A 25,179-nucleotide genomic window follows, 5' to 3' on the forward strand; every position below is an offset into this window, starting at 1 on the left:
CTTGGCAGAAAGGCTTCAAGGTGGACGACTTTTACGCCGCCCGCAGCAGGGCTATCCCGCCGCTACCGTGGTCGAATATTGCTCCGCCGTTCTCACTTCCGGGCGATGCTTCTTGCTCGGCATTCCTTGTCTCCTTCGTAATCCAAAATATCATCAATTTTGGACCACTCAGAAGGGGGCAGATCACCCGCCCGCGAAGCCGTGTCCCTGATGCCCGCCATATCGCAGGCGGGCGTCAGCTCAGGTCAGGTCGTTGGTCGGGCGGCGATTGCCTGCTGCCCGTGCATGCGACGCCTTATCACCCGCCATATTTGACGGCGCAGCCATAGGGCTTGCTGCTGGCGACGGCCACCGGCTTGCCGGCCTTCACGTCGGAGAGCGCCGCGAGCACGAGGTTCTTGGCGGTCTTGATGTCGGCCGGGTCGGCCGTCGGCTTGTCGTCGATCGCGCCGGCATAGACGAGCGTGCCGGCGGGGTTGATCACATACATGTGCGGGGTCGTCTTGGCGTCATAGAGCTTGCCGACGACGCCCTTGGGATCGAGCAGATAGGCGGTGGCGTGCGCCTTTTCCTTCTGCTCGAAGGCCTGCGCCTCGGCGCCCGTCATATAGCCCTGCTTGCCGGGCGCGCCCGAATTGATGGTGAGCCACACCACGCCCTGCGCATGGGCGGCGGCCTGCGTCTTCTGCATGTTGCCGCTGTCATAATGCTTCTGGACGAAGGGGCAGCCGGGGTTGTTCCATTCGAGCACCACGGTCTTGCCCTTGAAGCTGGACAGCTTGACCGGCTTGCCGGTGGCGTCGGCGGCGATGAAGTCGGGGGCGGGCTTGCCGATCTGGACGGTCGCAACGGCGGGCGTGGCGATCACGGCGGCGGCGATGATGGCGATGGACGGACGGAACATGGGCATTTCCTCCTCGATGAATCAGGCGGCGAGCGCGGTCAGTATTCCCGGGGTGAGCACTTGCGGCAGCACCTGCGTCGGCTGGCCGGGGCGATAGAAGAGATAGAGCGGCACGCCCGAGCGCCCCTGCGCGCTCAGGAAGCGGCCGATCGTGGCGTCGCCATTGGTCCAATCGCCAACCAGCACCGCCACATTGGCGGCGGCGAAGGCTTCGGCCACTTCGGCGCGGTCGATCGCCGCCTTTTCGTTCACCTTGCAGCTCAGGCACCAGTCGGCGGTGAAATAGACGAAGACCGGCCGTCCCGCCGCCTGCAATTCGGCGAGCTTCGCCTCGCTGAACGGGGTGGCGCCCAGCGCACCGGCTTCCGCGACGGCGGCGGTGGCGGGTGCGCGCGGCACGCTCACCATCAGCGCCAGCGACGCGGCGAGCGCGGGGGCGAGCGGCCACCAGGCGGCGCGGCCGCCGGCCAACTGGCGCCGGCCGACCCACCACAGGCCGAGGCCCGTCAGTAGCGCGGCGCCAAGGCCGAGCGTCATCCCGTCAATGCCGGAAAGCCGACCCAGCAGCCAGGCCAGGCCCAGCGCGGTCAGGAACATCGGAATGGCGAGGATGCGGCGCAGGCGATCCATCCAGGCGCCCGGCCGGGGCAGCCTGCGGCGCAGCGCGGGGATGAAGCCGAGCGCGAGGAAGGGAAGGGCGAGGCCCAGCCCCAGCCCGGCGAAGATCGCCATCGCCGCCGTCGCCGGCAGCACCAAAGCCGCGCCGAGAGCGGCGCCCATGAAGGGGCCGGTGCAGGGCGTGGCGATGAAGGCGGCGAGCGCGCCGGTCCAGAAGGCGCCGTGGGTGCCGCGCTTGCTCGCCAGTTCGTTGCCGCCCACCACCGCCGGCAGCTCGAACAGTCCGGCCAGGTTGAGCGCGATCGCCGCCGTCAGCAGCAAGAGGACGAGGATGACGCGCGGATCCTGCAACTGGAAGGCCCAACCCACGGCTTCGCCACCGGCCCGCAGCGCCAGCAGGACGCCGCCGAGCACGAGGCATGTCAGCACGGCGCCGCCGGTATAGGCCAGCGCCTCCAGTCGCACTTCGCGCTCGTCGCCGCCGGCGCGCGCCAGGCTCAGCGCCTTCAGGCTCAGGATCGGGAAGACGCAGGGCATCACGTTGAGCAGCAGGCCGCCAAGGATCGCGCCGGCGAGCGCGATCGCGATCGTCTTGCCGCCACCCCCGCCCAGGCCTTCGCCGCCGCTGCCACCTTGGCCGCTGGCGGTGACGGGCGCGCCCGCGGCGGGCACTTCGCCGGGCCGGGCGCGCAGGGCAAGGCCGTTATCCTTGCCGATGCGCAGCACGCCATCGAGTTCGGCGATGTCGGCGGCGCCGGCGGCCGCCTTCACCTCGACGATCAGATCATCGCCATTGCGGCTCACCGCCTGCGGCGCGGCATAGTCGATCGCGCCATCGGTCAGCGGGAAGAAATAGACGTCCTCCACCGGCAGCTTCGCGGGCAGCGGCACGGCGATGCGGAAGGTTTCGCCCTTCAGCGCGAAACGGCCCTCGCTGCCCAGCGGCTTGGGCATGGCGGCGCGCCAGCGCGCGAAGCTGGTGGTCAGCGCCTGATCCGCCTTGCCATCGCCAACCGTCAGGTCGACCGCGATATCGGCCTTTTCGGGGACGCAGATTTCCTCGGTGCAGGCGAGCCATTTGGCCGTGCCGCGGATCGGCAGGCGGGTGCCGGGGGCCAGGCCGGCCGGAACCTTCAGCTCGATCAACTGGGCATATTCGCCTTCATAGACATAGTTCATCAGCCCGGCGATGATCAGCGTGTGCGGCACCGGATAGGTTAGCTCGCCCGCGCTCGCCCCGGCGGGGAGCGTCCAATCGATCAGGGTTTCGACGCCGCTGTCGCCGGGATTTTTCCAATAGCCGTGCCATGTCGGCGCGGGCTTCATCACCAGCGCCAGCGTGGTCGTGCCGCCGGCGGCCGGCGTCGCGCTTTCGGCGACCAGGCGGGGCTGGATGTGGGGCCCTTGCGCCAGCGCCGGCATCGCCAGCAGCATCGCGGCAAGGATCGTCATCAATCGGCAACCGAAGGCGGTCATCGGGGCTCCATTTCAACCAGACCCGGCGCTATAGCATTGCCGGGGCCACCACGCATACCGGGAGTGAGCATTTGAAACTGTGGCAAAGGGTTACGATCGCGGCGGCGCTTGCGGTCCCGGCGGTCGCGCAGGCCGAAGCGGCGGCCGAGATGGCGAAGCCCAAGCTGATCGTGGCGATTTCGGTCGACCAGTTTTCGGCCGATCTGTTCGCGGAATATCGCCAGCATTTCACCGGCGGGATGAAGCGGCTGGCCAATGGCGTCGTCTTTCCGTCGGGTTATCAAAGCCATGCCGCGACGGAAACCTGCCCCGGTCATTCGACGATCCTGACCGGATCGCACCCGGCGCGCACCGGCATCATCGCCAATAACTGGTTCGATCTGTCGCTGCCGCGCGACGACAAGATGGTCTATTGCTCGGAAGACCCGTCGGTGCCGGGCAGCAGCTCCGAAAATTATTCGGTGTCCCCCCAATATCTGAAGGTGCCCACGCTGGGCGATCGGCTGAAGGTGGTGGACAAGGCCACGCGCGTCGTTTCGGTCGCCGGCAAGGATCGCGCGGCGGTGATGATGGGCGGCCACGATACCGATCAGATCTGGTTCTGGGGCGGCAAATCCTATGTCACCTTGCCGGGCCGGACGGCGACGCCGCCCGCCACGGTGAGCCGGGTCAATGCCAGCGTCGCCGCGCTCGTCGCCCGGCCGGCCAAGGCCGCGCTGCCGGCGATGTGCCGTTCGCGATCGGTGGCGTTGCCGCTGGGGCCCACCAAGCAGGTCGGCGTTCTCGCCGATCGCAAGGCGGAGGATTTTCGCGGCTTCCGCGCCGCCGTCGATTTCGACGCGGCGACCGCCGATCTTGCCATCGGCCTGCTCGATGAAATGAAGCTCGGCCGTGGCGCGAGCACCGACGTGCTCACCATCGGCCTGTCGGCCACCGATTATGTCGGCCACACTTTCGGCACCGAAGGCGCGGAAATGTGCGCGCAGATGGTGGGGCTGGACGAAAATGTCGGCCGCATCCTCGCTGCGCTCGATGCCACGCGCGTCCCTTATGCCGTCGTCCTCACCGCCGATCATGGTGGCCATGACGTTACCGAACGCGCGCAGACGCGCGGTTTCCCGGAAGCGTCGCGGGTCGATCCGCAATTGCGTCCGTCGGTGTTCGGCGCGGCGCTTGCCGAGCAGTTCGGGCTTGATCCCAAGGCACGGCTGGTCTGGTCCGACGGGCCGTTCGGCGACTGGTATGTCGCGCGCGACATTCCGGCGGACAAGCGCCCGCTGGTGATCGCCACGCTCAAGGCCCGGCTGCTGGCGCACCGCCAGGTGGCGGATGTGTTCACGGCGGACGATCTCCGCCGCATGACGCCGCCGCGCCCGCCGGTGGAGGAATGGTCGCTGGCCGAGCGCGCCAAGGCATCGTTCGATCCCGAACGGTCGGGCGATCTCGTCGTCCTGCTCAAGCCCAAGGTGATGCCGATTTCCGATCCGTTGAAGGGTTCGGTCGCTACCCATGGATCGCCCTGGCAGAATGACCGGCGCGTCCCGATCCTGTTCTACCGCCCCGGCACCACGGGCTTCGAACAGCCGCTTTCGATCGAGACGGTGGATATCCTGCCGACGCTGGGCGCGCTTGTCGGCCTCACCATCCCGGCGGAGGAGATTGACGGCCGCTGCCTCGATCTCGACGCCGGCGCCGGCAATAGCTGCCGCTGAACCCCCTGCGCTGCCGATCGATCGGACGCGGCGTATTTGAAAGGATCGAACCGTGAAGATCATCGGCAGCTATGTCAGCCCCTATGTGCGCAAGGTGCTCGCCTGCCTTGCGCTCAAGGGCCTGGATTATGAGATCGATCCGATCACGCCCTTTTTCGGGAATGACGGCTTCGGCGAGATCAGCCCGCTGCGCCGGATTCCGGTGCTGATCGATGGCGATCTGGTGCTGTGCGACAGTTCGGCAATCTGCGCCTATCTGGACGAAGCCTATCCCGGCCATCCGTTGCTGCCGGCGGACGTGAAGGATCGCGCCCGTGCCCGCTGGCTGGAGGAGTTCGCCGATACGCGGATGGGCGACGTGTTCATCTGGGGCCTGTTCTACCAGCGTTTCGTCCATCCCGCCGTGTGGGGCGAGCCGGGCGACGCGGCCCGCGTCGAACGGACGCTGGCCGAGGATGCGCCTGCCGTGCTCGATTATCTCGAAACGCTGGCGCCGGCGCAGGGCTTCCTGTTCGGCGATATCGGGCTGGCGGACATCGCGATCGCTTCGTTCCTGCGCAACGCGGCCTATGTGGGGTTTGCGGTCGATGCGGCGCGCTGGCCGCTGACGGCGGCTTTTGTCGAACGCGTTCTCGCCCATGATTCGCTGGCGCACCTGCTGCCGTTCGAAGATGTGCAGCGGGACGCCAGCATTACCGGCCGCCGCCAGGCGCTGATCGACGCCGGTGCGCGCCTTGCCGAGCAATCGTTCGGCATGCGTACGCCGCGGGTGGGCATCATGAAGCTCTGAACGGCCCCTTTCCGCGTCGCAACAAATCGGCTATGGGGCCGCGCAAATCTACCCTCGTAAGATCGGATATTCATGAGCCTCCGCAACGTGGCCATCATCGCGCACGTCGATCATGGCAAGACAACCCTGGTTGATCAGCTCTTCCGCCAGTCCGGCACGTTCCGCGACAATCAGCGGGTCGAGGAGCGTGCCATGGACTCCAATGATCTGGAAAAGGAGCGAGGGATCACCATCCTCGCCAAGCCCACCTCGATCGAATGGCAGGGCCACCGCATCAACATCGTCGACACCCCCGGCCACGCCGATTTCGGTGGCGAGGTGGAGCGCATCCTCTCGATGGTCGACGGCGTGATCCTCCTCGTCGACTCGTCCGAAGGCGCGATGCCGCAGACGAAGTTCGTGACCGGCAAGGCGCTGAAGCTCGGCCTGCGTCCGATCGTCGTCGTCAACAAGGTCGACCGTCCGGACGAGCGCATCCAGGAAGTGCTGGACGAAGTGTTCGATCTGTTCGTGTCGCTCGACGCGACCGACGAGCAGCTCGATTTCCCGGTGCTCTATGCCTCCGGCCGCAACGGCTATGCCAATGAGGACCCGACGCTGCGCGAAGGCACGCTGACCCCACTGTTCGAAAAGATCGTTGGCCATGTGCCGCCGCCCGCGCTCGATCAGGATGCGCCGTTCAGCTTCCTCGTCACGCTGCTCGATCGCGACAATTTTCTCGGCCGCATCCTCACCGGCCGCGTCCAGTCCGGCGTGGTCAAGGTCAACCAGCCGATCCACGCGATCGACATGGACGGCAAGGTGATCGAGACCGGCCGCGCGTCGAAGATCATGTCGTTCCGCGGCCTCGATCGCGTGCCGGTCGACGAAGCGCGCGCCGGCGACATCATCAGCCTCGCCGGCCTCACCGTGGCGACAGTGTCGAACACGATCGCCGACACGTCGGTCACCGAACCGATCCAGGCGCAGCCGATCGATCCGCCGACGCTGTCGATGCGCTTTGCGGTGAACGATTCGCCGATGGCGGGCCGCGAGGGATCGAAGGTCACGTCGCGCATGATCCGCGACCGGCTGGAGCGCGAGGCGGAATCGAACGTCGCGATCAAGGTGACGGAGAGCGAGGACAAGGACTCGTTCGAAGTGGCCGGGCGCGGCGAACTCCAGCTCGGCGTGCTGATCGAAACCATGCGCCGCGAAGGCTTCGAGCTCGGCATCAGCCGCCCGCGCGTGTTGTTCGGCACCGATGAGAATGGCGCGAAGACCGAGCCGTATGAAACCGTCGTGATCGACGTGGATGATGGATTCTCCGGCACGGTCGTCGACAAGATGAACCAGCGCAAGGGAGAGATGACGGACATGCGCCCGTCGGGGGGCGGCAAGACCCGCATCACCTTCTCGGCGCCGTCGCGCGGCCTGATCGGCTATCATGGCGAATTCCTGTCGGATACGCGTGGCACCGGCATCATGAACCGGCTGTTCGAGAAATATGGCCCCCACAAGGGCAATATCGAAGGCCGCAAGAATGGCGTGCTGATCTCGAACGGCGTCGGCGAGGCGCAGGCCTATGCGCTGGGTCCGCTCGAAGAGCGCGGCATCCTGTTCGTCGGCCCGGGCGAGGCGCTCTACGAGGGCATGGTGATCGGCGAGAACGCCAAGACGGATGACCTTGAGGTCAACCCGATGAAGGCGAAGCAGCTCACCAACTTCCGCGCGTCGGGCGGCAAGGACGATGCCATCCGCCTCACCCCGCCGAAGAAGATGACGCTGGAACAGGCCATCGCCTATATCGACGATGACGAGATGGTGGAGGTGACGCCGAAGTCGATCCGCCTGCGCAAGCGCCACCTCGATCCGCATGAACGCAAGAAGGCGTCGCGCGCCAAAGCCGCGGCGTGATCCAAAAGGCCGGTCTCCCACAAGGAGGCCGGCCTTTTTTATGGGGCGTGCGGCCCGGCCGATCGGCTTGCGGATCGGCAATTGAATTCGGCCCCGCAACCTTTGCGCGCCGGCTGGCGTTGATGATGCTCCGGGCGCCGACATGGCGGCCCGGCGCCTCGGCCCTGACCGGCCACGCGATGCCAAAGGATGCGTCCCATGCAGCTTCCCGCCATCGCGCAATGCCGGTCGATTTCCCGGCGCGGAACCATGGCGGCGGCAACGCTGGGCCTGGCTATCGCTGCGCCGGCCGAAGCGCAGAAGGAAAAAGCGGCCGAGGATCCGACCAAGATCGCCACCAAGGCGGGCGTTTCCTATTCGGATGAGCTGTCCGTTTCCGGCTCGGTGGCGTTCGGCGCCAAGTTCAAGGTCAACGGCCGCGTTTCGGAATCGGGCCAGTGGTCGATCGGCGCGTCCTATCTCTTTCCCGTCGCGATCCTCACCTTCTCCGCCGCCCGGATCGAGCTCGATTCCGGGGTGGAACAGACGCGCTATTCGCTGGGCGGCTTCGTGCCGCTCACCGAACTGGGGCTCGATACGGGCAAATGGCGGCTCTTCGTGCCGTTCGGCTACAGCCATACCAACGGCAAGCAGCCGTCGATCGACATCGACCAGAATGAGGGCTTTCCGACCGAGATGAGCAGCAGCAGCGGCTATGTCGGCCTGTTCAGCATCCGCCCGCTGAACGAACATATCACGCTGCTAGCGGGCGGCAACGTCACCAATGGCACGAACGACTTTTCGGGCTATTCCGTCGGCGGCGGCCTGTCCTACCATCTCAGCGGGCGCGACACGGTGGGCCTATCCGGCAATTATATCGACAACAGCTTCGGCCAGCGAAAGCGCGTCAGCGTATCCTACCGCCACGAATTCTGAGGCGGGCGTTCGGTTGGGGGGGGCGTCGATTTCTCAACGGCAGGAAGGTGGGGTAAAATGGAGGGGCCCCCGGAACGAGGCGCAGCTTGTCGAGAATATCGGCGCGGTCGGCTGGCGGTTGGCGGACGAGCACATCGCGGCGCTCGACGCGGCAAGCGCTACCATGCCGCCCTATCCCTTCTGGCATCAGCGGAACTTCCCGATGCTGGCGGCGGAAGGGGCGGCATAGCCTGGCTGCCGCCACCCGCCGAGGCGGAAGATCAGCGCGTGGTGGCGACGATCTGGATACGCAGCGGGCTGCCGCCGTCGGCAATCTCCAACAGGCGATCGATATTGGGATGCGCGCCCGGACGGATGCGCGCATCCGCCGTATGTTCGGCAAACACGGCAAGGCCATGTTCGGCGGCCTGTGCATCAAGGGTGCCGAAGATCTGCGCGAGATATTGATAGACGGCGAGCGATCCCTGCTTGCCCGGCTGGTTTGCGATGCTGGCGACAACATTCCCATCGGCGTCGATAAGGTCGATACGCTCGACGCCATCGATCGGCGGCAGTTGCTGGAGATTGTCCTTGAAGGTCGCGCTTGCTTCGATCGTGGCCGGCATATTTTCGGATTCCCGCAATGAGTCGTTAGGTCGGGCTCTTACACCGCCCTCGATCATCCGCAATTGCGCCTGCCACTGGGACAGCAATCACCAACAAATGACGCGCGCGGGCCGTGTCCGGCCGGTTTAGAGCCAGCCGGCGGTGCGATAGCTGTCGGCAGTGGCCTTCAGCCCCGCGTGCGTTTCCACCTGCGGGCGCCAGATTGCCGCCGGCGGGCGGGCATCGGCGCCGACCACCCAGTCGGGATGGCAGAAATAGCGCACGCGATCGGGCGTCAGCTTGGCGCCCTTGCCGCGAAACAGGCCGTCGGCGGCGGCGGCGAGGCGCAACACGGGCGCGGGCACGGCGAACGTCTTGACCGGACGGCCGACGGCATCGCCGAGCGCGAGCGCGAATTCGCGATGATCCCAGCCGGCGGCGCGACCATCATCGGGTTCGTAGCGCTGGCCGATCGCGGCCGGCGCATCGACGAGATCGAGCAGCAGCCGCGCGAGATCCGACGCTTCGATCAGCGACAGGCGGCCGGCCGGGGGCAGGGTGACGAAGCCCTTGGCCGCCATGCGGAACAGTTCCAGCATCTCATGGTCGCCGGGGCCATAGACGGCGGGCGGGCGCACGATCGTCCAGTCGAGCGCGGAATCTTCCATCACCTTTTCCGATTCGGCTTTCGACCAGCCATAATCGGACAGGCGCGGTTCGCGCGCGGCGAGTGACGAGACGTGGATGAAGCGGCGGATGCCGGCGCCGTTCGCGGCGACCACCATCGCTTCGGTGCCGGCGATATTCCCCGCCGCGAAGCCCGACCGATCGGGCGCGTTGATCACGCCGGCGATATGGATCACCGCGCCGGCGCCGTCGCAGAGCCGGGCAAGCGCGTCATGATCGTCAAGCGCGCCGGCAACCCATTCCACCCCCGGCATCGGCGCCTGCGGCCCGCGGGCGAGCGCGCGGACGGGGATGCCGCGTTCGCCGGCGATCCGTAGCACATGGCCGCCGACAAAGCCGGTGCCGCCGGTGATCGCGATGGGCTTCACAGCAGGACCATATGGTCGCGATGGACGAGGGCGGCGCGCGGCGCGTAGCCGAGCAGGGCTTCCAGCGCGTCGGACCGGCGGCCGACGATGCGGGCGGCGTCGTCGGCATCATATTCGGCCATGCCGCGCGCGACGGGCAGGGCATCGGGGCCGATAATGTCCACCACGTCGCCGCGTGCGAAGCGGCCGTCGACGGAGGTGGCGCCGGCCGGCAGCAGGCTGCGCCCCTGGCCGAGGGCAGCCGCCGCGCCGGCATCGACATGGATCGCGCCCTTGGCGGTGAGCCGCCCGGCCAGCCACGCCTTGCGGGCCGATGCGCCCCTTTCCGCGACGAACACCGTGCCACGGCCGCCATCGGCGAACGCGGTCAACGGCCGATCGAGCTTGCCGGAGATAATGGCGAGGTGGGCGCCCGCGCTCATCGCGATCCGCGCGGCTTCCAGCTTGGAAACCATGCCGCCGGACCCCATGCCCGATGCCGATCCCGTGTCCGCCATCGCGCGGATGCCGGCGTCGATGCGGGTGACTTCGGGCACCAGCCGGGCATCCGGGTCGCGATGCGGGTTGGCGGTGTAGAGGCCGTCGATATCCGAAAGCAGCACCACGCCGCGCGCGGCGGCCGCCTGGCCGATCCGCGCCGCCAGCCGGTCATTGTCGCCGAAGCGGATTTCTGCGGTCGCCACCGAATCATTCTCGTTGATCACCGGCACGACGCCCAGCGTCATCAGCCGATCGAGCGTCGCGGCGGCGTTGAGATAGCGGCGGCGATCTTCCAGATCGTCGAGCGTGACGAGCATCTGCGCGGCGGTGAGGCCGCGTTCGCCCAGCAATTCCGCCCAGCAATGCGACAGCGCGATCTGGCCGGTGGCGGCTGCCGCCTGCGCATCCTCCAGGCTGGCACGTCCGCCCTTGGGCAGGCCCAGCCGCCGCGCGCCAAGCGCGATCGCGCCCGAAGACACGACCGCGACCTGCTGGCCGGCGGCGACGCGATCGGCGATGTCGGCGACGACGCCGGCCATCCAGTCGCGCCGCACCTGTCCGCTCGGATCGACCAGCAGGGCCGATCCGATCTTGATGACGAGGCGCGGGCAGGTTGCGGGGGCGAAACGGCCGGCGGGCATCAACGGCCCCGGATGCTCAGATCGGCGACCATTCGGATTCTTCCCCCTCGCCCTTGGGCTGTTCCACATCCGGCAGCGGCCCGATCGCATCGACCAGCCGATCGAGCACCGGATCCACGCCGATGCCCGCCGCGCCGGAAAGCAGCATCACTTCCTTGCCGCCGCTGGCCTTGGCCAGTTTCTTGACGATCTTCGCGATCGTCTTTTCGTCCACCGCGTCGATCTTGTTGAGCGCCAGCACCTCGGGCTTGTCGACCAGCCCGGCGCCATAGGCGTCCAGTTCCTCGCGCACGATATGATAGGCCTCGACCGGATCCTCGCCGCTGGCGTCGATCAGGTGGAGGAGGACGCGGCAGCGTTCGATATGGCCGAGGAAGCGATCGCCGATCCCCGCGCCGTCCGCCGCGCCTTCGATCAGGCCGGGAATGTCGGCGATCACGAATTCGCGCTCATGCCGGGTCACCACGCCCAATTGCGGGCGCACCGTGGTGAACGGATAATCGCCCACCTTGGCCTTGGCATTGGTGACGGCGTTGATGAAGGTGGACTTGCCGGCATTGGGCAGGCCCACCAGCCCGGCATCGGCCAGCAGCTTCAGCCGCAGCCACACCCACAATTCCTCGTTCGGCCAGCCCGTGCCGTGCTGGCGCGGGGCGCGGTTGGTGGAGGTCTTGTAGCTGGCATTGCCGCGACCGCCGTCGCCGCCGCGCAGCAGCACATGGCGCTGGCCGGGCGCGGTGAAATCAAGCAGCACGGTTTCCTTGTCTTCCGACAGGACCTGCGTGCCGACGGGCACCTTGATGACGAGATCATCGCCACCCGCGCCGGTGCGGTTCGAACCCGAACCGCCCTTGCCGCGCGGCGCGCGGAAATGCTGGGTATAGCGGAAATCGATCAGCGTATTCAGGCCGGCAATCGCTTCGAACACGATATCGCCGCCCTTGCCGCCGTTGCCGCCGTCGGGGCCGCCATATTCGATATACTTTTCGCGCCGGAAGCTGACGGCGCCGGGGCCGCCCGCGCCGGACCGGACATAGATCTTGGCTTGGTCAAGGAAATGCATGGTCGCGCATATAGCGAATAAGCGCGAAACGTCACCCCGCCTGATTCGACTCATGCAGCGCGTGGATCTGCGCCAGCATCATTTCGCGCGCGGTGCCGCGTGGCAGATCGAGCGCCTTGGCCATCGCATCGCCCATCAGCGCGTCGCCCAAGGCGGCCAGCACCAAGGTCAGCGTGATCGGACGGAGCGGGCGGCCCTGGAACGGGCCAAGTTCATCGATCAGACGGTGAATCGCCTCGACGATGGTGTCGAGCGCGCTGCGTTCGCCCGATAGCAGGGCCCAGGTGGCGAGCGCGCCGGCGCCTTCCTTGCCGAACGCGTCGAAGGTGAGATCGACGATCTCGCGCTGATCGGCCTCGCCAGCGCGGGCGCGCAGCACCACCGCGCCGATCTGGGCGGTGATCCGTTCGGCCATGCGCGCGGCAAGCGCCTGCTGGAGGCCGGCGGCCGATCCGAAATGGTGGAGGAGATTCGCGTGGGTGCGGCCGATTCGCGACGCGACCGCCTTCAGCGTCACGGCTTGCGGGCCTTCTTCGATCAGCAGGGCGCGGGCGGCTTCCAGTGCGGCGATGCGGCTATCCTCGGCGCTGAGGCGGGTGCGTGATATTGACATCAGTGTTAATAAGCCTATCCTGTCCCCATCCACGGAGGTTGCATGATGCCCGAAACCCCGAAAGATCTGACCATCACCCCCCGTGACCGCCGTTTCGGTCGCGGCAAGCCGATGGATCGTTGGTGGCTGGCGGGCGACCCGGTTGCAACCGCATTCTACAACGCTTTGTCGGTCACCTTTCCAAAGGGGGAAGGATTCTTCATCGACAGCGTGCGCAAGTTTCGCGATGGCGCGCCGCCGGTGCTGGCGGCCGAAATCGCCGCCTTCACCCGGCAGGAGGTGATGCACACGCGCGAGCATGTCGCCTTCAACCGCCGCGTCACCGATGCCGGCTATGATGTCAGCACGCTGGAGGAGGCTGTCGACCAGCGGCTCGCCTTCATCCGCTCAAAGCCGCCGATCGGCAGCCTGGCGTCGACCATGGCGCTGGAACATTTCACGGCGATTCTGGCGCACGAACTGCTGGCCGATCCCCGCCATCTGGCTGGCGCCGATCCGCAGGGCGCGGCGATGTGGCGCTGGCATGCGGTGGAGGAGATCGAGCATAAGGGCGTCGCCTACGACACCTGGCTCCACGCGACGAAGGATTGGCCGCGCTTCAAGCGCTGGCGGGTGAAGGCCAAGGTGATGCTGCTCGTCACCCGCAACTTCATGGTCGATCGCACGAAGGGCGTGCTCGAACTGCTTCGGCAGGATGGCCTTTCCGGCCCGCGCCTGTGGTGGCGGACCTTCTGGTTCGCTTTCGTGAAGCCGGGGATGATGCGCAAGATTCTCGCCGCCTGGCTCGCTTTCTTCCTGCCCGGCTTCCATCCGTGGAAGCATGACGATCGCGCGCTGATCGCCGCCGCCGAGACCGATGAGGCGCCGGTCGCGCTGGCGGCCTGAGCATTTCCCACAATAGAAAAGGGCCCTGTCCCCGGCATGGGGAGAGGGCCCTTGTTCCTTATTGCCTGCCGCCTCGGTTCAGGCGGCGAGGGCTGGGTTCACCGGTTCGCCCTGCGCGCCGGCCTGGCGGGTGAAGCGCGCGCAGGCGACATCGCGGCCACGCGCGACGCTGCGCCGCATCACCACCTCGCCGGTGGGCTGGAAGCCCAGCTTGTACAGCACATTGGCCGAAGCCGGATTGTCCAGGAAATGGCCGGCGACCAGTTCGGCGATGCGCAGCGAATCATCCGCCATGCCGATCACGGCGCGCGCCGCCTCGGTGGCGAAGCCCAGGCCCCAATAGGGACGCGCGATCCAGTAGCCGAGTTCGATGGCGCCGCTGTCTTCGCGCTGCAGGCCGATTCCGCCGATCAGGCGGGGCGCGCCATGGGTGCGGGCGAAGATCAGGAAATCAGGCAGTTGCGGGTCGCGCGCCATGCCGATGTAGCTGCGCGCATCCTCCATGCGATACGGCCAGGGCACACGCGCAAGATTGCGCACGACCACTTCGTCGCCAATGGCGGCGTGCAGCGCGGCGTCATCCTCTTCCCAGGCGGGCCGCAACAGCAGCCGTTCGGTTCTCGCAAACATGGGTTCTACTCTCCCGTCTTTTCGCCGTGCTTATGCCCGAAAAGGGTTACAGCGCGACGACATGTGGAGAGGGAGACAGCAAAAAGGGAGGCGGTGCGACCCGTCTCCCTCACGGTCCATCGAATGGACCTTTCGGGTCGCCCACTGGACGACCCGAAAACCGGTTCGTCCGTTACTCGGCGGCTTCCGCCACCGCGTCAACGCTCACATATTTCCGGCCGAGCTTGCCTTCGTGGAAGGCCACGCGGCCGGCGGTCAGCGCGAACAGGGTGTGATCCTTGCCCATGCCGACATTGCGGCCCGGGTACACCTTGGTCCCGCGCTGGCGAATAATGATGTTGCCGCCGATCACTTCCTGACCGCCGAACTTCTTCACGCCGAGGCGACGGCCAGCCGAATCGCGACCGTTGCGCGAGGAGCCGCCTGCTTTCTTATGTGCCATTTTCTATACTCCTACGCTGGGCTCAGGCTTCGGCAGCCGCAGGCGCGTCGGCCTTCTTCGACGCCTTCTTCGCCTTCGGGGCTTCGCCGCCGATCGACAGGATCTTCAGGATCGTGTGCTGCTGGCGGTGGCCGTTGCGGCGGCGATAGTTGTGGCGGCGGCGCTTCTTGAACACGATCACCTTTTCGCCCTTTGCCTGGGCGATGATCTCGGCGGCAACGGTCAGGCCGTTGACGTCCTTCAGTTCCGAACCTTCGCCGGCGAGCAGCACGTCGCTGAGCTGCACGGTCGAGCCCGCGTCACCCGCGATCTTCTCGACGACGATCTTGTCTCCTGCGGCAACGCGATACTGCTTGCCGCCCGTGCGCACGATTGCGAACATGGCCCTCATCTTCTTCAAAAGCTGGTACCCACGCAAGGCCAAGGCTGCGGCCTAGACCCCCGCATTGGGAAGGCCGCGCTGCTACTGGAAGCCCGCCCATCTGTCAACGTCATAGCGCGGATTGGCCGGGATCGACCGGGCGATGGACCGGACGAAAGCCGCGCCGATCGGGGTTTGACTGCGGAAAACCCGCCGTTAAGGGGAGGTAGCATGATCGTTAAGCACTTTGAACGCCGTGGCCGCCCCGGCAAAGCTGCCCCCCGTGGCTGAGGCCGATCCGCGCAAGGATATCCTCCACGATACCCGGCCGGGCATGGCCGATTCGGGCGTTTCGCGCGCCCGGCGCTCGTGGAAGCGCGGGGCGATCGTGGGGGCGCTGCTGCTCGGCGCCGCGACGGCTTATTCGCTGACCGATTTCGACGAAGACAAGTGGATTCCCGAACAGGCGCCGCGCGCGCCGGAACGGGCGCGGGTGGCGATCACGCCGGGCGTGCCGACGCCGGGGGCGCACCTGGTGGATTATGCGCGGCTCGATGCGCGGCTCAACCGGCTGGTCGAGGCGAAGGATATGGTCGGCCTCGGCATCGCGGTGGTCGAAAAGGGGCAGATCAGCTTCGTGAAGGGCTATGGCCTTACCGAAGCGGGCGGCAGCGAGAAGGTGTCGACCGGCACGGTGTTCCGCTGGGCCTCCTTGTCCAAGGGCGTCGCCGGCACGCTCGTCGCCAAGCTGGCGGAGGAGGGCAAATTCTCGCTCGCCGATCCGATCGGTAAATGGGCGCCGTCGCTGAAACTGCCCAATAATGGCGAGAATCTCGTCTCGCTGGCCGATCTGCTCGCCCATCGCACGGGCGTCGTCCACAATGCCTATGACGACAAGCTGGAAGGCGGCGTCGATCCGCACGTCATCCGCACCGAGCTTGGCGCGCTCGACGCCTATTGCAAGCCGGCGACCTGCCACACCTATCAGAATGTCGCCTTCGACGCGGCGAGCGAGGCCGTCGCCAACGCCACCAAGCGGTCTTACGCCGATATGGTCGCGCGCAAGCTGTTCGTGCCGCTGGGCATGACCAGCGCCACCGTCACCCGCGCGGGGCTCGAAGGGTCGGCCAGCTGGGCGCGGCCGCATGTCGGCCACCGGACGCTGAAGGTGGAGGACGCTTATTACAAGGTGCCGGCCGCCGGCGGCGTGAATTCGTCGATCTTCGATCTCGGCCTGTGGCTGCAGGCGCAGATGGGCGGCGATCCGCAGGTCGTTTCGCCCGCCGTGCTGGAGGTGATCCACACCCCGCGCGTCTCGGTGGAGCGGCGCCACGCCCGTTCGCGCTTCGATCGCGACGTCACCGACCAGCGTTATTCGATGGGCTGGCGCGACATGTTCTACGATGGCCATCACATCGTCGGCCATCGCGGCGCGGTTGCCGGCTATCGCTCGCTGGTCTTCTTCGACCCCGTAACGAAGAACGGCGTCGCGGTGCTGTGGAATTCGCAGAGCAGCAAGCCGCTGGGCGTGCAGAACGAGGTGTTCGACATGTTCTACGGCCGCCCGTCCGAGGATTGGATGGAGCTCGACAAGAAGGAAAATCGCGGCCGCTGAAACAATGTCTGGCCCGTCGGACGCTTGAAAATCGGGGGGGAGGGCATAAAGCGTGTCGCACTATGACCGCACCTCGCACCCTGTACGAGAAGATCTGGGACGCGCATGTCGTCGAACGGCGTGACGACGGCACCTGCCTGATCTTCATCGATCGCCATCTGGTTCACGAAGTCACCAGCCCGCAGGCCTTTGAAGGGCTTCGTTCGGCCGGGCGCAAGGTGCGTCGTCCCGATCTTACCCTTGCGGTGCCCGATCATAACCTGCCGACCACGCCGCGCGTGGGCGCCGACGGCGAACGGCTGCCGATCGCCGATGTCGAGTCGGCCCAGCAGCTCGCCGCGCTTGAAAAGAACGCGCCCGCCTTCGGCATCCGCTATATCGACGCGATCGCGCCCGAACAGGGCATCGTCCACGTCGTCGGGCCGGAACAGGGCTTCTCGCTGCCGGGCACCACCATCGTCTGCGGCGACAGCCACACGTCCTGCCATGGCGGCCTCGGCGCGCTGGCCTTCGGCATCGGCACGTCGGAGGTGGAGCATGTGCTCGCCACCCAGACGCTGCTCCTGAAGCCGTCGAAGACGATGGAAGTGCGCGTCGACGGCAAGCTCGGCTTCGGCGTCAGCCCCAAGGATGTCGTGCTCGCCATCATCGGCAAGATCGGCGCGGCCGGCGGCACCGGCTATGTCATCGAATATACCGGCAGCGTGTTCCGCGAGATGTCGGTCGAAGGGCGGCTCACCGTATCCAACATGTCGATCGAGGGTGGCGCGCGTGCCGGCCTCGTCGCGCCGGATGACACCACCTTCGCCTATCTGAAGGGGCGGCCGATGGCGCCCACGGGTGAGAATTGGGACAAGGCGGTTGCCTGGTGGCGCTCGCTGGCGACCGATCCGGGCGCGCGCTACGACAAGGTGGTCACGCTCGATGCCGCCGATATCGCGCCCAGCCTCACCTGGGGCACCAGCCCCGAGGATGTGGTGCCGATCACCGGTGTCGTGCCCGATCCGATGAGCTTCGCCGATCCGTCGAAGCAGGAAGCCGCCCGCAAGTCGCTCGACTATATGGGCCTCGCCCCCGGCACGCGGATGCAGGACGTGGCGGTAGAGAATATCTTCATCGGCAGCTGTACCAACAGCCGGATCGAGGATCTGCGCGCCGCGGCCGAGGTGGCGAAGGGGCGCCATGTTGCATCGAACATCCGCCAGGCGCTGGTCGTGCCGGGCTCGGGCCTCGTCAAGCGGCAGGCCGAGGCCGAAGGGCTCGATCGCATCTTCATCGAGGCTGGTTTCCAGTGGCGCGAGCCCGGCTGTTCGATGTGCCTTGCCATGAACCCGGACAAGGTGCCCGCGGGCGAACGCTGCGCATCGACCAGCAACCGCAACTTCGTCGGCCGGCAGGGGCCGGGATCGCGCACGCATCTCGTGTCGCCGGCGATGGCGGCGGCGGCGGCGGTCACCGGGCGGCTGACCGACGTGCGCGATCTGCTGGGAGCATCGGCTTGAAGCGGCTTGCGGCGCTTGCGGCGGGCCTCGCGCTCGCCGCCGCCGCGCCTGCCACTTCGGCCACGCCCGCCACCCCGCCGGAGATCAAGCTGTGGCGGCTCGATTGCGGCCACGTCACCAATGCCGATCTCGACATGTTTGCCGACAGCTATGCGCTGGCCGGCAAGCGCAAGGATCTGGTGATCAGCTGCTATCTGGTCCGCCATGGCAATGATTATCTGTTGTGGGATGCAGGTTTCGGCGCGGAACTGGCCGGCCGCGTGCAGCAAGGTCCGCCGGAAATCACCAGCAGCCTAAAGCGCACCATCGTGGATCAACTGCGCGATATCGGCGTGAAGCCCGAACAGGTTCGCCATGTCGGCATCAGCCACATGCATTATGATCATGTCGGTCAGGCGGCGAGCTTTCCCACGGCGACCCTGCTGATCGGGGCGGAGGATCTGGCGATCCTGTCGGCGGGGCCGGAGAAACCCTTGCTCGAACCGAAGCGGCTTGCCCCGTGGATCGCCGGCAAGGCGCCCAGGGAGGCGGTGGTCGGCGACAAGGATGTCTATGGCGACGGCAGCGTCGTCATGCTCACCACGCCGGGGCATACGCCGGGCCATCATGCGCTGCTGGTGCGGCTGAAGAACAAGGGCCCGGTGCTGATCACCGGCGATCTATATCATGTGGCCGAACAGGTGCCGCTGCGCGCCGTGCCGCGTTTCAACATGGATCGGGTGCAAACCCTGTCCAGCCAGCAACGCTTCGGCGCGATCGCCGATGCGCTGAAGGCGACCGTCATTATCGAACATGAGCCGGCCGACGTGCCCAAGCTCCCCGCATTCCCGGAGGCCGCGGACTGATGGAACCGATCACCACCGTTGAAGGCCGCGCTTTCCCGCTCGGCCGCAAGAATGTCGACACCGACGTCATCATTCCCGCCCATTATCTGAAGACGATCACGCGCGCGGGCCTCGGCAAGGGCGCGTTCGAAACCATCCGGGCCGAACCCGGCAATGTGTTCGACGATCCGGCCTATGCCGGTGCGCCGATCATCATCGCCGGCGACAATTTCGGCTGCGGATCGAGCCGCGAGCATGCCGCCTGGGCGCTGGGCGACATGGGCGTGAAGGCGGTGATCGCGCCCAGCTTTTCCGACATCTTCTCGGGCAATGCGTTCAAGAACGGCATCGTCACCGTGGTGCTGCCGCAGGAAGCGGTGGACCGGCTGCTCGCAGTGGCGAAGGACCATCCGATCACGATCGATCTGGAAAGCCGGACGGTGACGACGCCGTTCCAGGATCGCTTCACGTTCGAGATCGATCCCTTCCGCCGCGATTGCCTGATGAACGGCCTGGACGAGATCGGCCTGACGCTGGCGCGCGACGCCGCGATCGCGGCCTATGAAACGAAGATCGCGGTCGAGCGGCCCTGGCTGGCGAATTGAACGCTGCCGCCGACCACCATGCCGGCATGCTGAGCTTGTTTCAGCATCCATTGCCGCAACAGTCCGGTTTCGCACGGAGCGGCAATGGATCCTGACCGCCGTCAGGATGACGAAAACGAAAAGCACGAACGGGAGAGAATCGCATGAAGGCCCTGCTGTCGACCGCCGCGGGCGGACCCGAGACGCTGGAACTGCTGGAAATCGCCGATCCGGCGGCGGGGCAGGGCCAGTTGCTGATCGCGGTGAAGGCCTGCGCGATCAACTATCCCGACGTGCTGATCATCGAGGACAAATATCAGTTCAAGCCGCAGCGCCCCTTCGCGCCCGGTGCCGAGGTTTCAGGCGTGGTCGAAGCGGTCGGCGAAGGGGTTGAAGGCTGGTCGGTCGGTGATCGCGTGGTCGCGACGACGGGCCATGGCGGCATGGCCGAAAAAGTCGTGGTCGATGCGGTCAAATGCTACAAATTGCCGGAAGGGCGCGATTTCGTCGAAGCCTCCGCGCTGCTCCTCACTTATGCCACCACCATCCACGCGCTGCTCGATCGCGGGCGGCTGAAGGCGGGCGAAACGCTGCTGGTGCTGGGCGCGGCCGGTGGCGTCGGCCTTGCCGCCGTGGAACTGGGCAAGGCGTTCGGCGCGCGCGTCGTCGCGGCGGTGTCGAGCGAGGAAAAGGCCGCCGCTGCGCGCAAGGCGGGTGCCGATGAAGTCGTCCTTTATGGCCGGGCGCCGTTCGACAAGGATCAGTCCAAGGCGCTGGCCGAAGCGTTCAAGGCGGCCGTCGGCCCCGACGGCGCCGATGTGATCTACGATCCGGTTGGCGGCGATTATGCCGAACCGGCGCTCCGTTCGATCGCGTGGGAAGGGCGTTATCTCGTCGTCGGCTTCCCCGCCGGCATCCCCAAGCTCGCGCTCAACCTCACCCTGCTCAAGAGCTGCGATGTCTGCGGCGTGTTCTGGGGTGCGTGGGCGGCGCGCGACCCCAAGGCGAACCGCGCCCGCGTGGCGCAGCTTTTCGATCTGTGGGAAGCCGGCAAGATCGCGCCGGTGGTATCGGAAGTCTTCCCCTTCGCGCGCGGCGGCGATGCCATCGCCAAAATGGGCTCGCGCGGGGCCATCGGCAAGCTGGTGGTGAAGATTTCGGAATGACGACGGGCGCTTGCATCCGGTGGCGAGGCATTTAGTCTCGCCATCATGGATGGGGTGGAACAGGGGCGGCCGATAGCCGTCGAGGCGGCTTCGCTGGGGGCGCGGCCGCTGCGCTATTTCGATTTCGTGATGGCGGCCTTCGTCGTCATCCTCCTGCTGTCGAACGTGCTGGGCGCGGGCAAGGTCGCGGTGATCGACCTGCCGTTGGTCGGGCTGTGGCCGTTCGGCGCGGGCATCCTGTTCTTCCCGCTCGGCTATGTGCTGGGGGACATCCTGACCGAAGTCTATGGCTATGCCCGCGCGCGCCGCTGCATCTGGGCGGGTACGGTGGCGCTTCTGTTCATGGCCTTCATGTCCTGGGTGGTGGTGAAGCTGCCGCCGGCCGAAAGCTGGGGCGGGCAGGCCGCCTATGAACAGGTGTTCGGCCAGGTGCCGCGCATCGTCTTCGCGTCGATCTGCGCCTTCTGGGCGGGCGAATTCGCCAATTCCTATGTGCTCGCCCGCATGAAGGTGTGGACGCAGGGCAAATATCTCTGGACCCGCACGATCGGATCGACGGTGGTGGGGCAGGGCGTGGACAGCCTGCTTTTCTATCCGCTCGCCTTCTGGGGCGCGACGGGCTGGACCCATTCGCTGGTGCTGAAGGTGCTGGTTACCCAATGGGTGCTGAAGGTGAGCTGGGAAGTGCTGCTGACCCCCGTCACCTATGTCGTCGTCGGCTTTCTGAAGCGCCGCGAAGGCGTCGACATCTATGACGAGCAGACCAACTTCACCCCCTTCCGCGCCCGCCTCTGACGGCAACGGCGCTGGGTTATATTTGGCTGGTGCGCCGACCTTGCGGACAGAGCGGCGGCGATCAGATGGCGACGAGGCGATCGTTCCCGAGATCGTGGAGCAGGCTGACCATGCCGGCCCAGCCGATGCGGGGATCGAAATCGCTGGCATGGCGGCCGATCAGCGCCAGCCCGCTCTGGCAGCCGATGATCGCGATGCCGGTATCGAGCGCGTCCGCCAGCATCGCGGCGCGGCCGGGGAGGCCGGCGGCGGCATAGGCATCGGCATCGTCGCCTTCCAGCAGGCCGACCGCGCGTTCCTGGAGGAAGATGCGGACGCCCCCGCCGAGCGCTGCCTGCGCCAGCGCCATCACCAGGGCGGTGCGAAACCGTTCGCCATCGCCGCTGGCGACGATGATGCTAAGGCCGGTCACGCGGCGGTGCCGCAGCGGCAGCCGGGATCCTTGGGCAGGCCGAGCGTGCGGAAACGGAAGCCGAGGGCATCGACAAGCAGCAGCTTGCCGGCGCTGTCCGTGCCGAAGCCGGTGATCGCGCGGATCGCCTCCATCGCGGCGAGGCTGCCGAGCACGCCGGTGAGCGCGCCGAGCACGCCCTGATCGGCGCAGCTGGCATCGGGCCGATCGGGATTATTGCCGACGAAGCAGCGATAGCAGGGCTTGTCCGCTTCCCACCCCCGATAGACCGCCAATTGCCCTTCGAACTGGCCGACGGCGGCGGACACCAGCGGAATGCGCAGCGCGAGCGCGGCATCGGCGACGGCCAGCCGGGTCGCGAAATTGTCGCAGCCGTCGAGGGTCACGTCATGCCCCGCGAGCAGCGCGGCGGCGTTGGCTGGCGTGATCCGATCGGCAATGGCGGCGACGGTGACATCGGGGTTGAGCGCGGCGACGCGCGCGGCGGCGACATCGACCTTGGGCTGGCCGACATCATCGGTGCCGAACAGCGTCTGTCGCTGGAGGTTGGACAGCGCGACAACATCGTCATCGAACAGCGTGACATGGCCGACGCCCGCCGCCGCCAGATATTGCAGCGCGGGCGAGCCGATGCCGCCGGCGCCGACCATCGCGACGCGCGCGGCAAGCAGCTTCATTTGCCCGGCGCCGCCCACCTCGTGCAGCACGATATGGCGTGCATAGCGATCGAGCTGGGCGTCGCTGAGGCTCACGCGCGGGACACCCCGGTCGAACCGAAGCCGCCGAGGCCGCGCTGGGTGGTCGTGCTGAATTCGTCGACGACCACGAAGCTCGGCCGCAGGATGGGCAGGAAGACCAACTGGGCGATGCGATCGCCCGGTTCGATGATGATCGGATCGCGGCCCGGTGGATTGCGGTTCCAGGTGCTGATGAAGATCTGGTTGGCATAATCGGCGTCGATCGTGCCGACCGCCTGGCCGAGTACCAGCCCCTTCTTGTGGCCGAGGCCGGAGCGGGCGAGGAGGAAGGCGACCATGTGCGGATCGTTCATCAGCACCGCGATGCCGGACGGGATCAGCGTGGCCGGCGCCTGCGCCTCGATCGCCATCGGCGCGTCGATGCAGGCATGGAGATCGATGCCGGCCGAAAGATCGGTCTGATAGGCGGGCAGGCCCCATTCATGGAGACGCGGATCGACGATCCTGAGTTCGAGGGTCGGGCGCGGATCGGGGGTCATGCAGGTTCTCGGGCTGGGGAGGGAGCGATCGGGTTAGGGCCGGCGCCCGCACGGTTCAAGCGCCGAGCGCGCGCAGCAGCGTTTCCGCCAGCGGTTGCGACGAAGCGGGGTTCTGGCCGGTGAAGAGATTGCCGTCGCGGACGACGAAGGGGGCATCGGGCGGGCCGCAGCGGAAATCGGCGTCAAGCGTGCGCAGACAATCTTCCAGGACGAAGGGGGCAAGTGGCACAAGGCCGGCGGCTTCATCCTCGGCCCGGCTGAAGCCGGTGAGCGTGCGGCCGGCGACAAGCGCTGTGCCATCCGCCTTGCGCGCGGCGACGAGCATAGCGGGCGCGTGGCAGACGAGCGCGAGCGGAATCGCATCGGCGACCGCCGATTGGGCGAGGCCGATGGCGTGCGGATCATTGGCGAGATCCCACATCGGGCCGAGCCCGCCGGGAACGAAGATCGCATCGAAATCGGCGGCGCGGAGGCCGGCCAGCGATCGCGTGTCGGCCAGCGCGGCGCGCGCCTGCGGGTCGGCGCGGAAGCGGGCGACGGAGGGCGGCACGGGGGTGACGGCATCGCCGGTCGGATCGGTGGGCACCGGGCCACCTTTGGGCGATGCGAGGACGAGATCGGCCCCGGCACCGCGGAACACATAATAAGGCGCGGTGAATTCCTCGATCCACAGGCCGGTCGGCCTGTCGCTTTCGCCCATCCGGGCTTGCGAGGTGAGGAGGAAGAGGAGCCGCATCGGGCGAGGGCCTAGCTGCCGAGCGCGGCGGCGATCCGCTCGGCCAGCCGCATGGCGACCGCTTCCTTGGGCAGATCGGGCCAGCTTTCGACGCCATTGGCGGTGACGATATGGACGCTGTTATTGGCGCCGCCCATCACATCGCCCGACACGTCGTTGGCGACGATCCAGTCCGCGCCCTTGCGCGCGCGCTTGGCCGTGGCGTGTTCGACCACCTTTTCGGTTTCCGCCGCGAAGCCGACGACGAGCGCGGGCCGGCGGGGGTTGGCGGCAAGCCCCGCCAGAATGTCGGGATTTTCAGTCAGGGCGAGCGCGGGCGGCGCGCCATCGGCCTGTTTCTTGATCTTCTGGCCGGCGGCATCGACATGCCAGTCGGCGACGGCGGCGACCATCACGGCGGCGTCAGCGGGCAGCGCGGCATCGACGGCGGCGGCCATCTGGCGCGCGGTTTCCACATCGATGCGGGTCACCCCCGGCGGGGTGGGGAGCGTGACCGGCCCGGCGACGAGCGTGACGCGCGCGCCCAGCGCGGCGAGCGCACCGGCGATGGCGAAGCCCTGCTTGCCCGATGAGCGATTGGCGATGTAGCGCACCGGATCGATCGGTTCGTGCGTCGGCCCGGCGGTGACGAGGATGTGGCGCCCGGCCAGCGCCCCGCCTTGCCCGAGCGCGCGCTGGATCGCGGCCAGAATCGCTTTGGGATCGGGCAGGCGGCCGGGCCCGTATTCGCCACAGGCCATGGGGCCTTCATCGGGTTCCAGAATCTGGATGCCATCGGCGCGGAGCTGGGCGACGTTGCGGCGGGTGGCGGCGTGGCCCCACATGCGGACGTTCATCGCCGGCGCCGCCAGCACGGGCTTGTCGGTGGCGAGGAGCAGGGTGGTGGCGAGATCGTCGGCAATGCCCGCCGCCATCTTGGCCAGCAGATCGGCGGTGGCGGGGGTGACGACGACGAGATCGGCTTCGCGGCTGAGCTGGATATGGCCCATCTCCGCTTCGTCCTTCAGATCCCACAGGCTGGTGTGGACGGGCTGTTCGGACAGCGCGGCGAGCGTCATCGGCGTCACGAACTGCTGGCCGCCGGCGGTGAGCACGCAGCGCACCGACATGCCGGCCTTGCGGATCAGCCGCACCAGTTCGCAGGCTTTGTAGGCCGCGATGCCGCCGCCGACGATGAGAAGGATCTTCCTGCCCGTCACTTCTGCCTATCCCTGCCTCGGCCCTCAGACGTTGAGGAAGTTG

At 67.1% G+C, this 25,179-nt stretch carries 27 protein-coding genes; 12 read left to right on the forward strand and 15 right to left on the reverse strand.

The window, feature by feature from the left end:
- Positions 1 to 329: hypothetical protein (locus CHB74_RS22235; RefSeq protein WP_218821406.1), on the forward strand; the 329-nt coding region annotated here is incomplete at its 5' end.
- On the opposite strand, the gene CHB74_RS08065 is transcribed toward CHB74_RS22235, so the two are convergent.
- Both CHB74_RS08065 and CHB74_RS08070 read right to left on the reverse strand, forming a co-directional pair.
- Complete coding sequence (locus tag CHB74_RS08065; RefSeq protein WP_179220766.1) at positions 299 to 904, reverse strand: redoxin domain-containing protein; 606 nt, start codon at positions 902 to 904, stop codon at positions 299 to 301. The genes CHB74_RS22235 and CHB74_RS08065 overlap by 31 nt on opposite strands.
- Before the next feature lie 21 nt (positions 905 to 925).
- On the reverse strand, positions 926 to 2,998 hold the full coding sequence (locus tag CHB74_RS08070) for a protein-disulfide reductase DsbD family protein (protein WP_089219131.1): 2,073 nt from the start codon (positions 2,996 to 2,998) through the stop codon (positions 926 to 928).
- Positions 2,999 to 3,069: 71 nt separating this feature from the next.
- Between CHB74_RS08070 and CHB74_RS08075 the strand changes: the two genes are divergently transcribed.
- The 4 genes from CHB74_RS08075 (at position 3,070) to CHB74_RS08090 (ending at position 8,311) form a co-directional block, all read left to right on the forward strand.
- On the forward strand, positions 3,070 to 4,710 hold the full coding sequence (locus CHB74_RS08075) for an alkaline phosphatase family protein (RefSeq protein WP_245842734.1): 1,641 nt from the start codon (positions 3,070 to 3,072) through the stop codon (positions 4,708 to 4,710).
- Between the two features lie 52 nt (positions 4,711 to 4,762).
- A complete protein-coding gene (locus tag CHB74_RS08080) occupies positions 4,763 to 5,500 on the forward strand; it encodes a glutathione S-transferase family protein (protein ID WP_089219132.1) in 738 nt (245 codons plus the stop codon).
- Positions 5,501 to 5,572: 72 nt separating this feature from the next.
- Entirely contained in the window at positions 5,573 to 7,396 is a 1,824-nt protein-coding gene (gene typA, locus CHB74_RS08085) for a translational GTPase TypA (RefSeq protein ID WP_089219133.1), read from the forward strand.
- 198 nt (positions 7,397 to 7,594) lie between these two features.
- Complete coding sequence (locus CHB74_RS08090; RefSeq protein ID WP_245842736.1) at positions 7,595 to 8,311, forward strand: hypothetical protein; 717 nt, start codon at positions 7,595 to 7,597, stop codon at positions 8,309 to 8,311.
- Positions 8,312 to 8,571: 260 nt separating this feature from the next.
- On the opposite strand, the gene CHB74_RS08100 is transcribed toward CHB74_RS08090, so the two are convergent.
- The 5 genes from CHB74_RS08100 to CHB74_RS08120 all read right to left on the reverse strand — a co-directional run bounded on the left by CHB74_RS08100 (position 8,572) and on the right by CHB74_RS08120 (position 12,748).
- A complete protein-coding gene (locus CHB74_RS08100; protein ID WP_089219288.1) occupies positions 8,572 to 8,916 on the reverse strand; it encodes a DUF2322 family protein in 345 nt (114 codons plus the stop codon).
- 126 nt (positions 8,917 to 9,042) lie between these two features.
- Positions 9,043 to 9,951 (reverse strand): SDR family oxidoreductase, encoded by a 909-nt coding sequence (locus CHB74_RS08105; protein WP_089219135.1) that lies wholly within the window; start codon positions 9,949 to 9,951, stop codon positions 9,043 to 9,045.
- A complete protein-coding gene (gene proB, locus CHB74_RS08110; protein ID WP_089219136.1) occupies positions 9,948 to 11,072 on the reverse strand; it encodes a glutamate 5-kinase in 1,125 nt (374 codons plus the stop codon). The genes CHB74_RS08105 and proB overlap by 4 nt, the downstream gene beginning before the upstream one ends.
- Positions 11,073 to 11,088: 16 nt before the next feature.
- On the reverse strand, positions 11,089 to 12,135 hold the full coding sequence (gene obgE, locus CHB74_RS08115) for a GTPase ObgE (protein WP_089219137.1): 1,047 nt from the start codon (positions 12,133 to 12,135) through the stop codon (positions 11,089 to 11,091).
- A 31-nt stretch (positions 12,136 to 12,166) separates the two neighbouring features.
- Positions 12,167 to 12,748: a TetR family transcriptional regulator gene (locus CHB74_RS08120; RefSeq protein ID WP_089219138.1), complete on the reverse strand. Its 582-nt coding sequence runs from the start codon at positions 12,746 to 12,748 to the stop codon at positions 12,167 to 12,169.
- Positions 12,749 to 12,793: 45 nt separating this feature from the next.
- On the opposite strand from CHB74_RS08120, the gene CHB74_RS08125 reads away from it, so the two are divergent.
- On the forward strand, positions 12,794 to 13,633 hold the full coding sequence (locus tag CHB74_RS08125; RefSeq protein WP_089219289.1) for a metal-dependent hydrolase: 840 nt from the start codon (positions 12,794 to 12,796) through the stop codon (positions 13,631 to 13,633).
- Positions 13,634 to 13,711: 78 nt separating this feature from the next.
- Here the strand turns inward: CHB74_RS08125 and CHB74_RS08130 are convergent, their stop codons facing one another.
- The 3 genes from CHB74_RS08130 to rplU form a co-directional block, all read right to left on the reverse strand.
- Positions 13,712 to 14,263, reverse strand: coding sequence for a GNAT family N-acetyltransferase (locus tag CHB74_RS08130; protein WP_089219139.1), 552 nt, complete (start codon positions 14,261 to 14,263; stop codon positions 13,712 to 13,714).
- A gap of 172 nt (positions 14,264 to 14,435) precedes the next feature.
- On the reverse strand, positions 14,436 to 14,705 hold the full coding sequence (rpmA, locus tag CHB74_RS08135) for a 50S ribosomal protein L27 (protein WP_089219140.1): 270 nt from the start codon (positions 14,703 to 14,705) through the stop codon (positions 14,436 to 14,438).
- A gap of 22 nt (positions 14,706 to 14,727) precedes the next feature.
- Positions 14,728 to 15,087, reverse strand: coding sequence for a 50S ribosomal protein L21 (rplU, locus tag CHB74_RS08140; protein ID WP_089219141.1), 360 nt, complete (start codon positions 15,085 to 15,087; stop codon positions 14,728 to 14,730).
- A gap of 262 nt (positions 15,088 to 15,349) precedes the next feature.
- Here rplU and CHB74_RS08145 point away from each other — a divergent pair, with 262 nt between their 5' ends.
- From CHB74_RS08145 to CHB74_RS08170, 6 genes are all read left to right on the forward strand, one after another.
- Positions 15,350 to 16,681, forward strand: coding sequence for a serine hydrolase (locus tag CHB74_RS08145; protein ID WP_089219290.1), 1,332 nt, complete (start codon positions 15,350 to 15,352; stop codon positions 16,679 to 16,681).
- Positions 16,682 to 16,743: 62 nt separating this feature from the next.
- Positions 16,744 to 18,183 carry a 3-isopropylmalate dehydratase large subunit gene (gene leuC, locus CHB74_RS08150; RefSeq protein WP_089219142.1) on the forward strand — a complete coding sequence of 480 codons (1,440 nt, stop codon included), beginning with the start codon at positions 16,744 to 16,746 and terminating at the stop codon, positions 18,181 to 18,183.
- On the forward strand, positions 18,180 to 19,028 hold the full coding sequence (locus CHB74_RS08155) for an N-acyl homoserine lactonase family protein (protein ID WP_089219143.1): 849 nt from the start codon (positions 18,180 to 18,182) through the stop codon (positions 19,026 to 19,028). Before leuC ends, CHB74_RS08155 begins: the two co-directional genes overlap by 4 nt.
- Positions 19,028 to 19,612: a 3-isopropylmalate dehydratase small subunit gene (gene leuD / locus CHB74_RS08160; protein WP_089219144.1), complete on the forward strand. Its 585-nt coding sequence runs from the start codon at positions 19,028 to 19,030 to the stop codon at positions 19,610 to 19,612. The genes CHB74_RS08155 and leuD overlap by 1 nt, the downstream gene beginning before the upstream one ends.
- A gap of 143 nt (positions 19,613 to 19,755) precedes the next feature.
- Complete coding sequence (locus CHB74_RS08165) at positions 19,756 to 20,757, forward strand: NADPH:quinone oxidoreductase family protein (RefSeq protein WP_179220767.1); 1,002 nt, start codon at positions 19,756 to 19,758, stop codon at positions 20,755 to 20,757.
- Positions 20,758 to 20,802: 45 nt separating this feature from the next.
- Positions 20,803 to 21,552: a queuosine precursor transporter gene (locus CHB74_RS08170; protein ID WP_089219145.1), complete on the forward strand. Its 750-nt coding sequence runs from the start codon at positions 20,803 to 20,805 to the stop codon at positions 21,550 to 21,552.
- A gap of 61 nt (positions 21,553 to 21,613) precedes the next feature.
- Here CHB74_RS08170 and CHB74_RS08175 read toward each other — a convergent pair whose 3' ends face one another.
- From CHB74_RS08175 to coaBC, 5 genes are read right to left on the reverse strand one after another with little or no spacing between them, the layout of a single operon-like run.
- The gene (locus CHB74_RS08175) at positions 21,614 to 21,964 is read right to left on the reverse strand and encodes a peroxiredoxin (protein ID WP_089219146.1); all 351 of its coding nucleotides are present in this window, start codon (positions 21,962 to 21,964) and stop codon (positions 21,614 to 21,616) included.
- Positions 21,961 to 22,716, reverse strand: coding sequence for a HesA/MoeB/ThiF family protein (locus CHB74_RS08180; protein WP_089219147.1), 756 nt, complete (start codon positions 22,714 to 22,716; stop codon positions 21,961 to 21,963). The genes CHB74_RS08175 and CHB74_RS08180 overlap by 4 nt, the downstream gene beginning before the upstream one ends.
- Complete coding sequence (dut, locus tag CHB74_RS08185; protein WP_089219148.1) at positions 22,713 to 23,201, reverse strand: dUTP diphosphatase; 489 nt, start codon at positions 23,199 to 23,201, stop codon at positions 22,713 to 22,715. The genes CHB74_RS08180 and dut overlap by 4 nt, the downstream gene beginning before the upstream one ends.
- Before the next feature lie 55 nt (positions 23,202 to 23,256).
- Entirely contained in the window at positions 23,257 to 23,937 is a 681-nt protein-coding gene (locus CHB74_RS08190) for a type 1 glutamine amidotransferase domain-containing protein (protein WP_089219149.1), read from the reverse strand.
- A gap of 11 nt (positions 23,938 to 23,948) precedes the next feature.
- A complete protein-coding gene (gene coaBC / locus CHB74_RS08195; RefSeq protein WP_089219150.1) occupies positions 23,949 to 25,136 on the reverse strand; it encodes a bifunctional phosphopantothenoylcysteine decarboxylase/phosphopantothenate--cysteine ligase CoaBC in 1,188 nt (395 codons plus the stop codon).
- Positions 25,137 to 25,179 lie beyond the last annotated feature (43 nt).

This window comes from Edaphosphingomonas laterariae, from assembly GCF_900188165.1.
In the GTDB taxonomy this organism is placed as follows: domain Bacteria; phylum Pseudomonadota; class Alphaproteobacteria; order Sphingomonadales; family Sphingomonadaceae; genus Sphingomonas_E; species Sphingomonas_E laterariae.

Excerpts from the sequence above, each read along its gene's own strand:
- CHB74_RS08065 (WP_179220766.1), bottom strand. The coding sequence starts at position 904 with ATGTTCCGTCCGTCCATCGCCATCATCGCCGCCGCCGTGATCGCCACG.
- CHB74_RS08070 (WP_089219131.1), bottom strand. The coding sequence starts at position 2,998 with ATGACCGCCTTCGGTTGCCGATTGATGACGATCCTTGCCGCGATGCTG.
- typA (WP_089219133.1), top strand. The coding sequence starts at position 5,573 with ATGAGCCTCCGCAACGTGGCCATCATCGCGCACGTCGATCATGGCAAG.
- CHB74_RS08090 (WP_245842736.1), top strand. The coding sequence starts at position 7,595 with ATGCAGCTTCCCGCCATCGCGCAATGCCGGTCGATTTCCCGGCGCGGA.
- CHB74_RS08100 (WP_089219288.1), bottom strand. The coding sequence starts at position 8,916 with ATGCCGGCCACGATCGAAGCAAGCGCGACCTTCAAGGACAATCTCCAG.
- proB (WP_089219136.1), bottom strand. The coding sequence starts at position 11,072 with ATGCCCGCCGGCCGTTTCGCCCCCGCAACCTGCCCGCGCCTCGTCATC.
- obgE (WP_089219137.1), bottom strand. The coding sequence starts at position 12,135 with ATGCATTTCCTTGACCAAGCCAAGATCTATGTCCGGTCCGGCGCGGGC.
- CHB74_RS08120 (WP_089219138.1), bottom strand. The coding sequence starts at position 12,748 with ATGTCAATATCACGCACCCGCCTCAGCGCCGAGGATAGCCGCATCGCC.
- CHB74_RS08125 (WP_089219289.1), top strand. The coding sequence starts at position 12,794 with ATGCCCGAAACCCCGAAAGATCTGACCATCACCCCCCGTGACCGCCGT.
- CHB74_RS08130 (WP_089219139.1), bottom strand. The coding sequence starts at position 14,263 with ATGTTTGCGAGAACCGAACGGCTGCTGTTGCGGCCCGCCTGGGAAGAG.
- rpmA (WP_089219140.1), bottom strand. The coding sequence starts at position 14,705 with ATGGCACATAAGAAAGCAGGCGGCTCCTCGCGCAACGGTCGCGATTCG.
- rplU (WP_089219141.1), bottom strand. The coding sequence starts at position 15,087 with ATGTTCGCAATCGTGCGCACGGGCGGCAAGCAGTATCGCGTTGCCGCA.
- leuC (WP_089219142.1), top strand. The coding sequence starts at position 16,744 with ATGACCGCACCTCGCACCCTGTACGAGAAGATCTGGGACGCGCATGTC.
- leuD (WP_089219144.1), top strand. The coding sequence starts at position 19,028 with ATGGAACCGATCACCACCGTTGAAGGCCGCGCTTTCCCGCTCGGCCGC.
- CHB74_RS08165 (WP_179220767.1), top strand. The coding sequence starts at position 19,756 with ATGAAGGCCCTGCTGTCGACCGCCGCGGGCGGACCCGAGACGCTGGAA.
- CHB74_RS08170 (WP_089219145.1), top strand. The coding sequence starts at position 20,803 with ATGGATGGGGTGGAACAGGGGCGGCCGATAGCCGTCGAGGCGGCTTCG.
- dut (WP_089219148.1), bottom strand. The coding sequence starts at position 23,201 with ATGACCCCCGATCCGCGCCCGACCCTCGAACTCAGGATCGTCGATCCG.
- CHB74_RS08190 (WP_089219149.1), bottom strand. The coding sequence starts at position 23,937 with ATGCGGCTCCTCTTCCTCCTCACCTCGCAAGCCCGGATGGGCGAAAGC.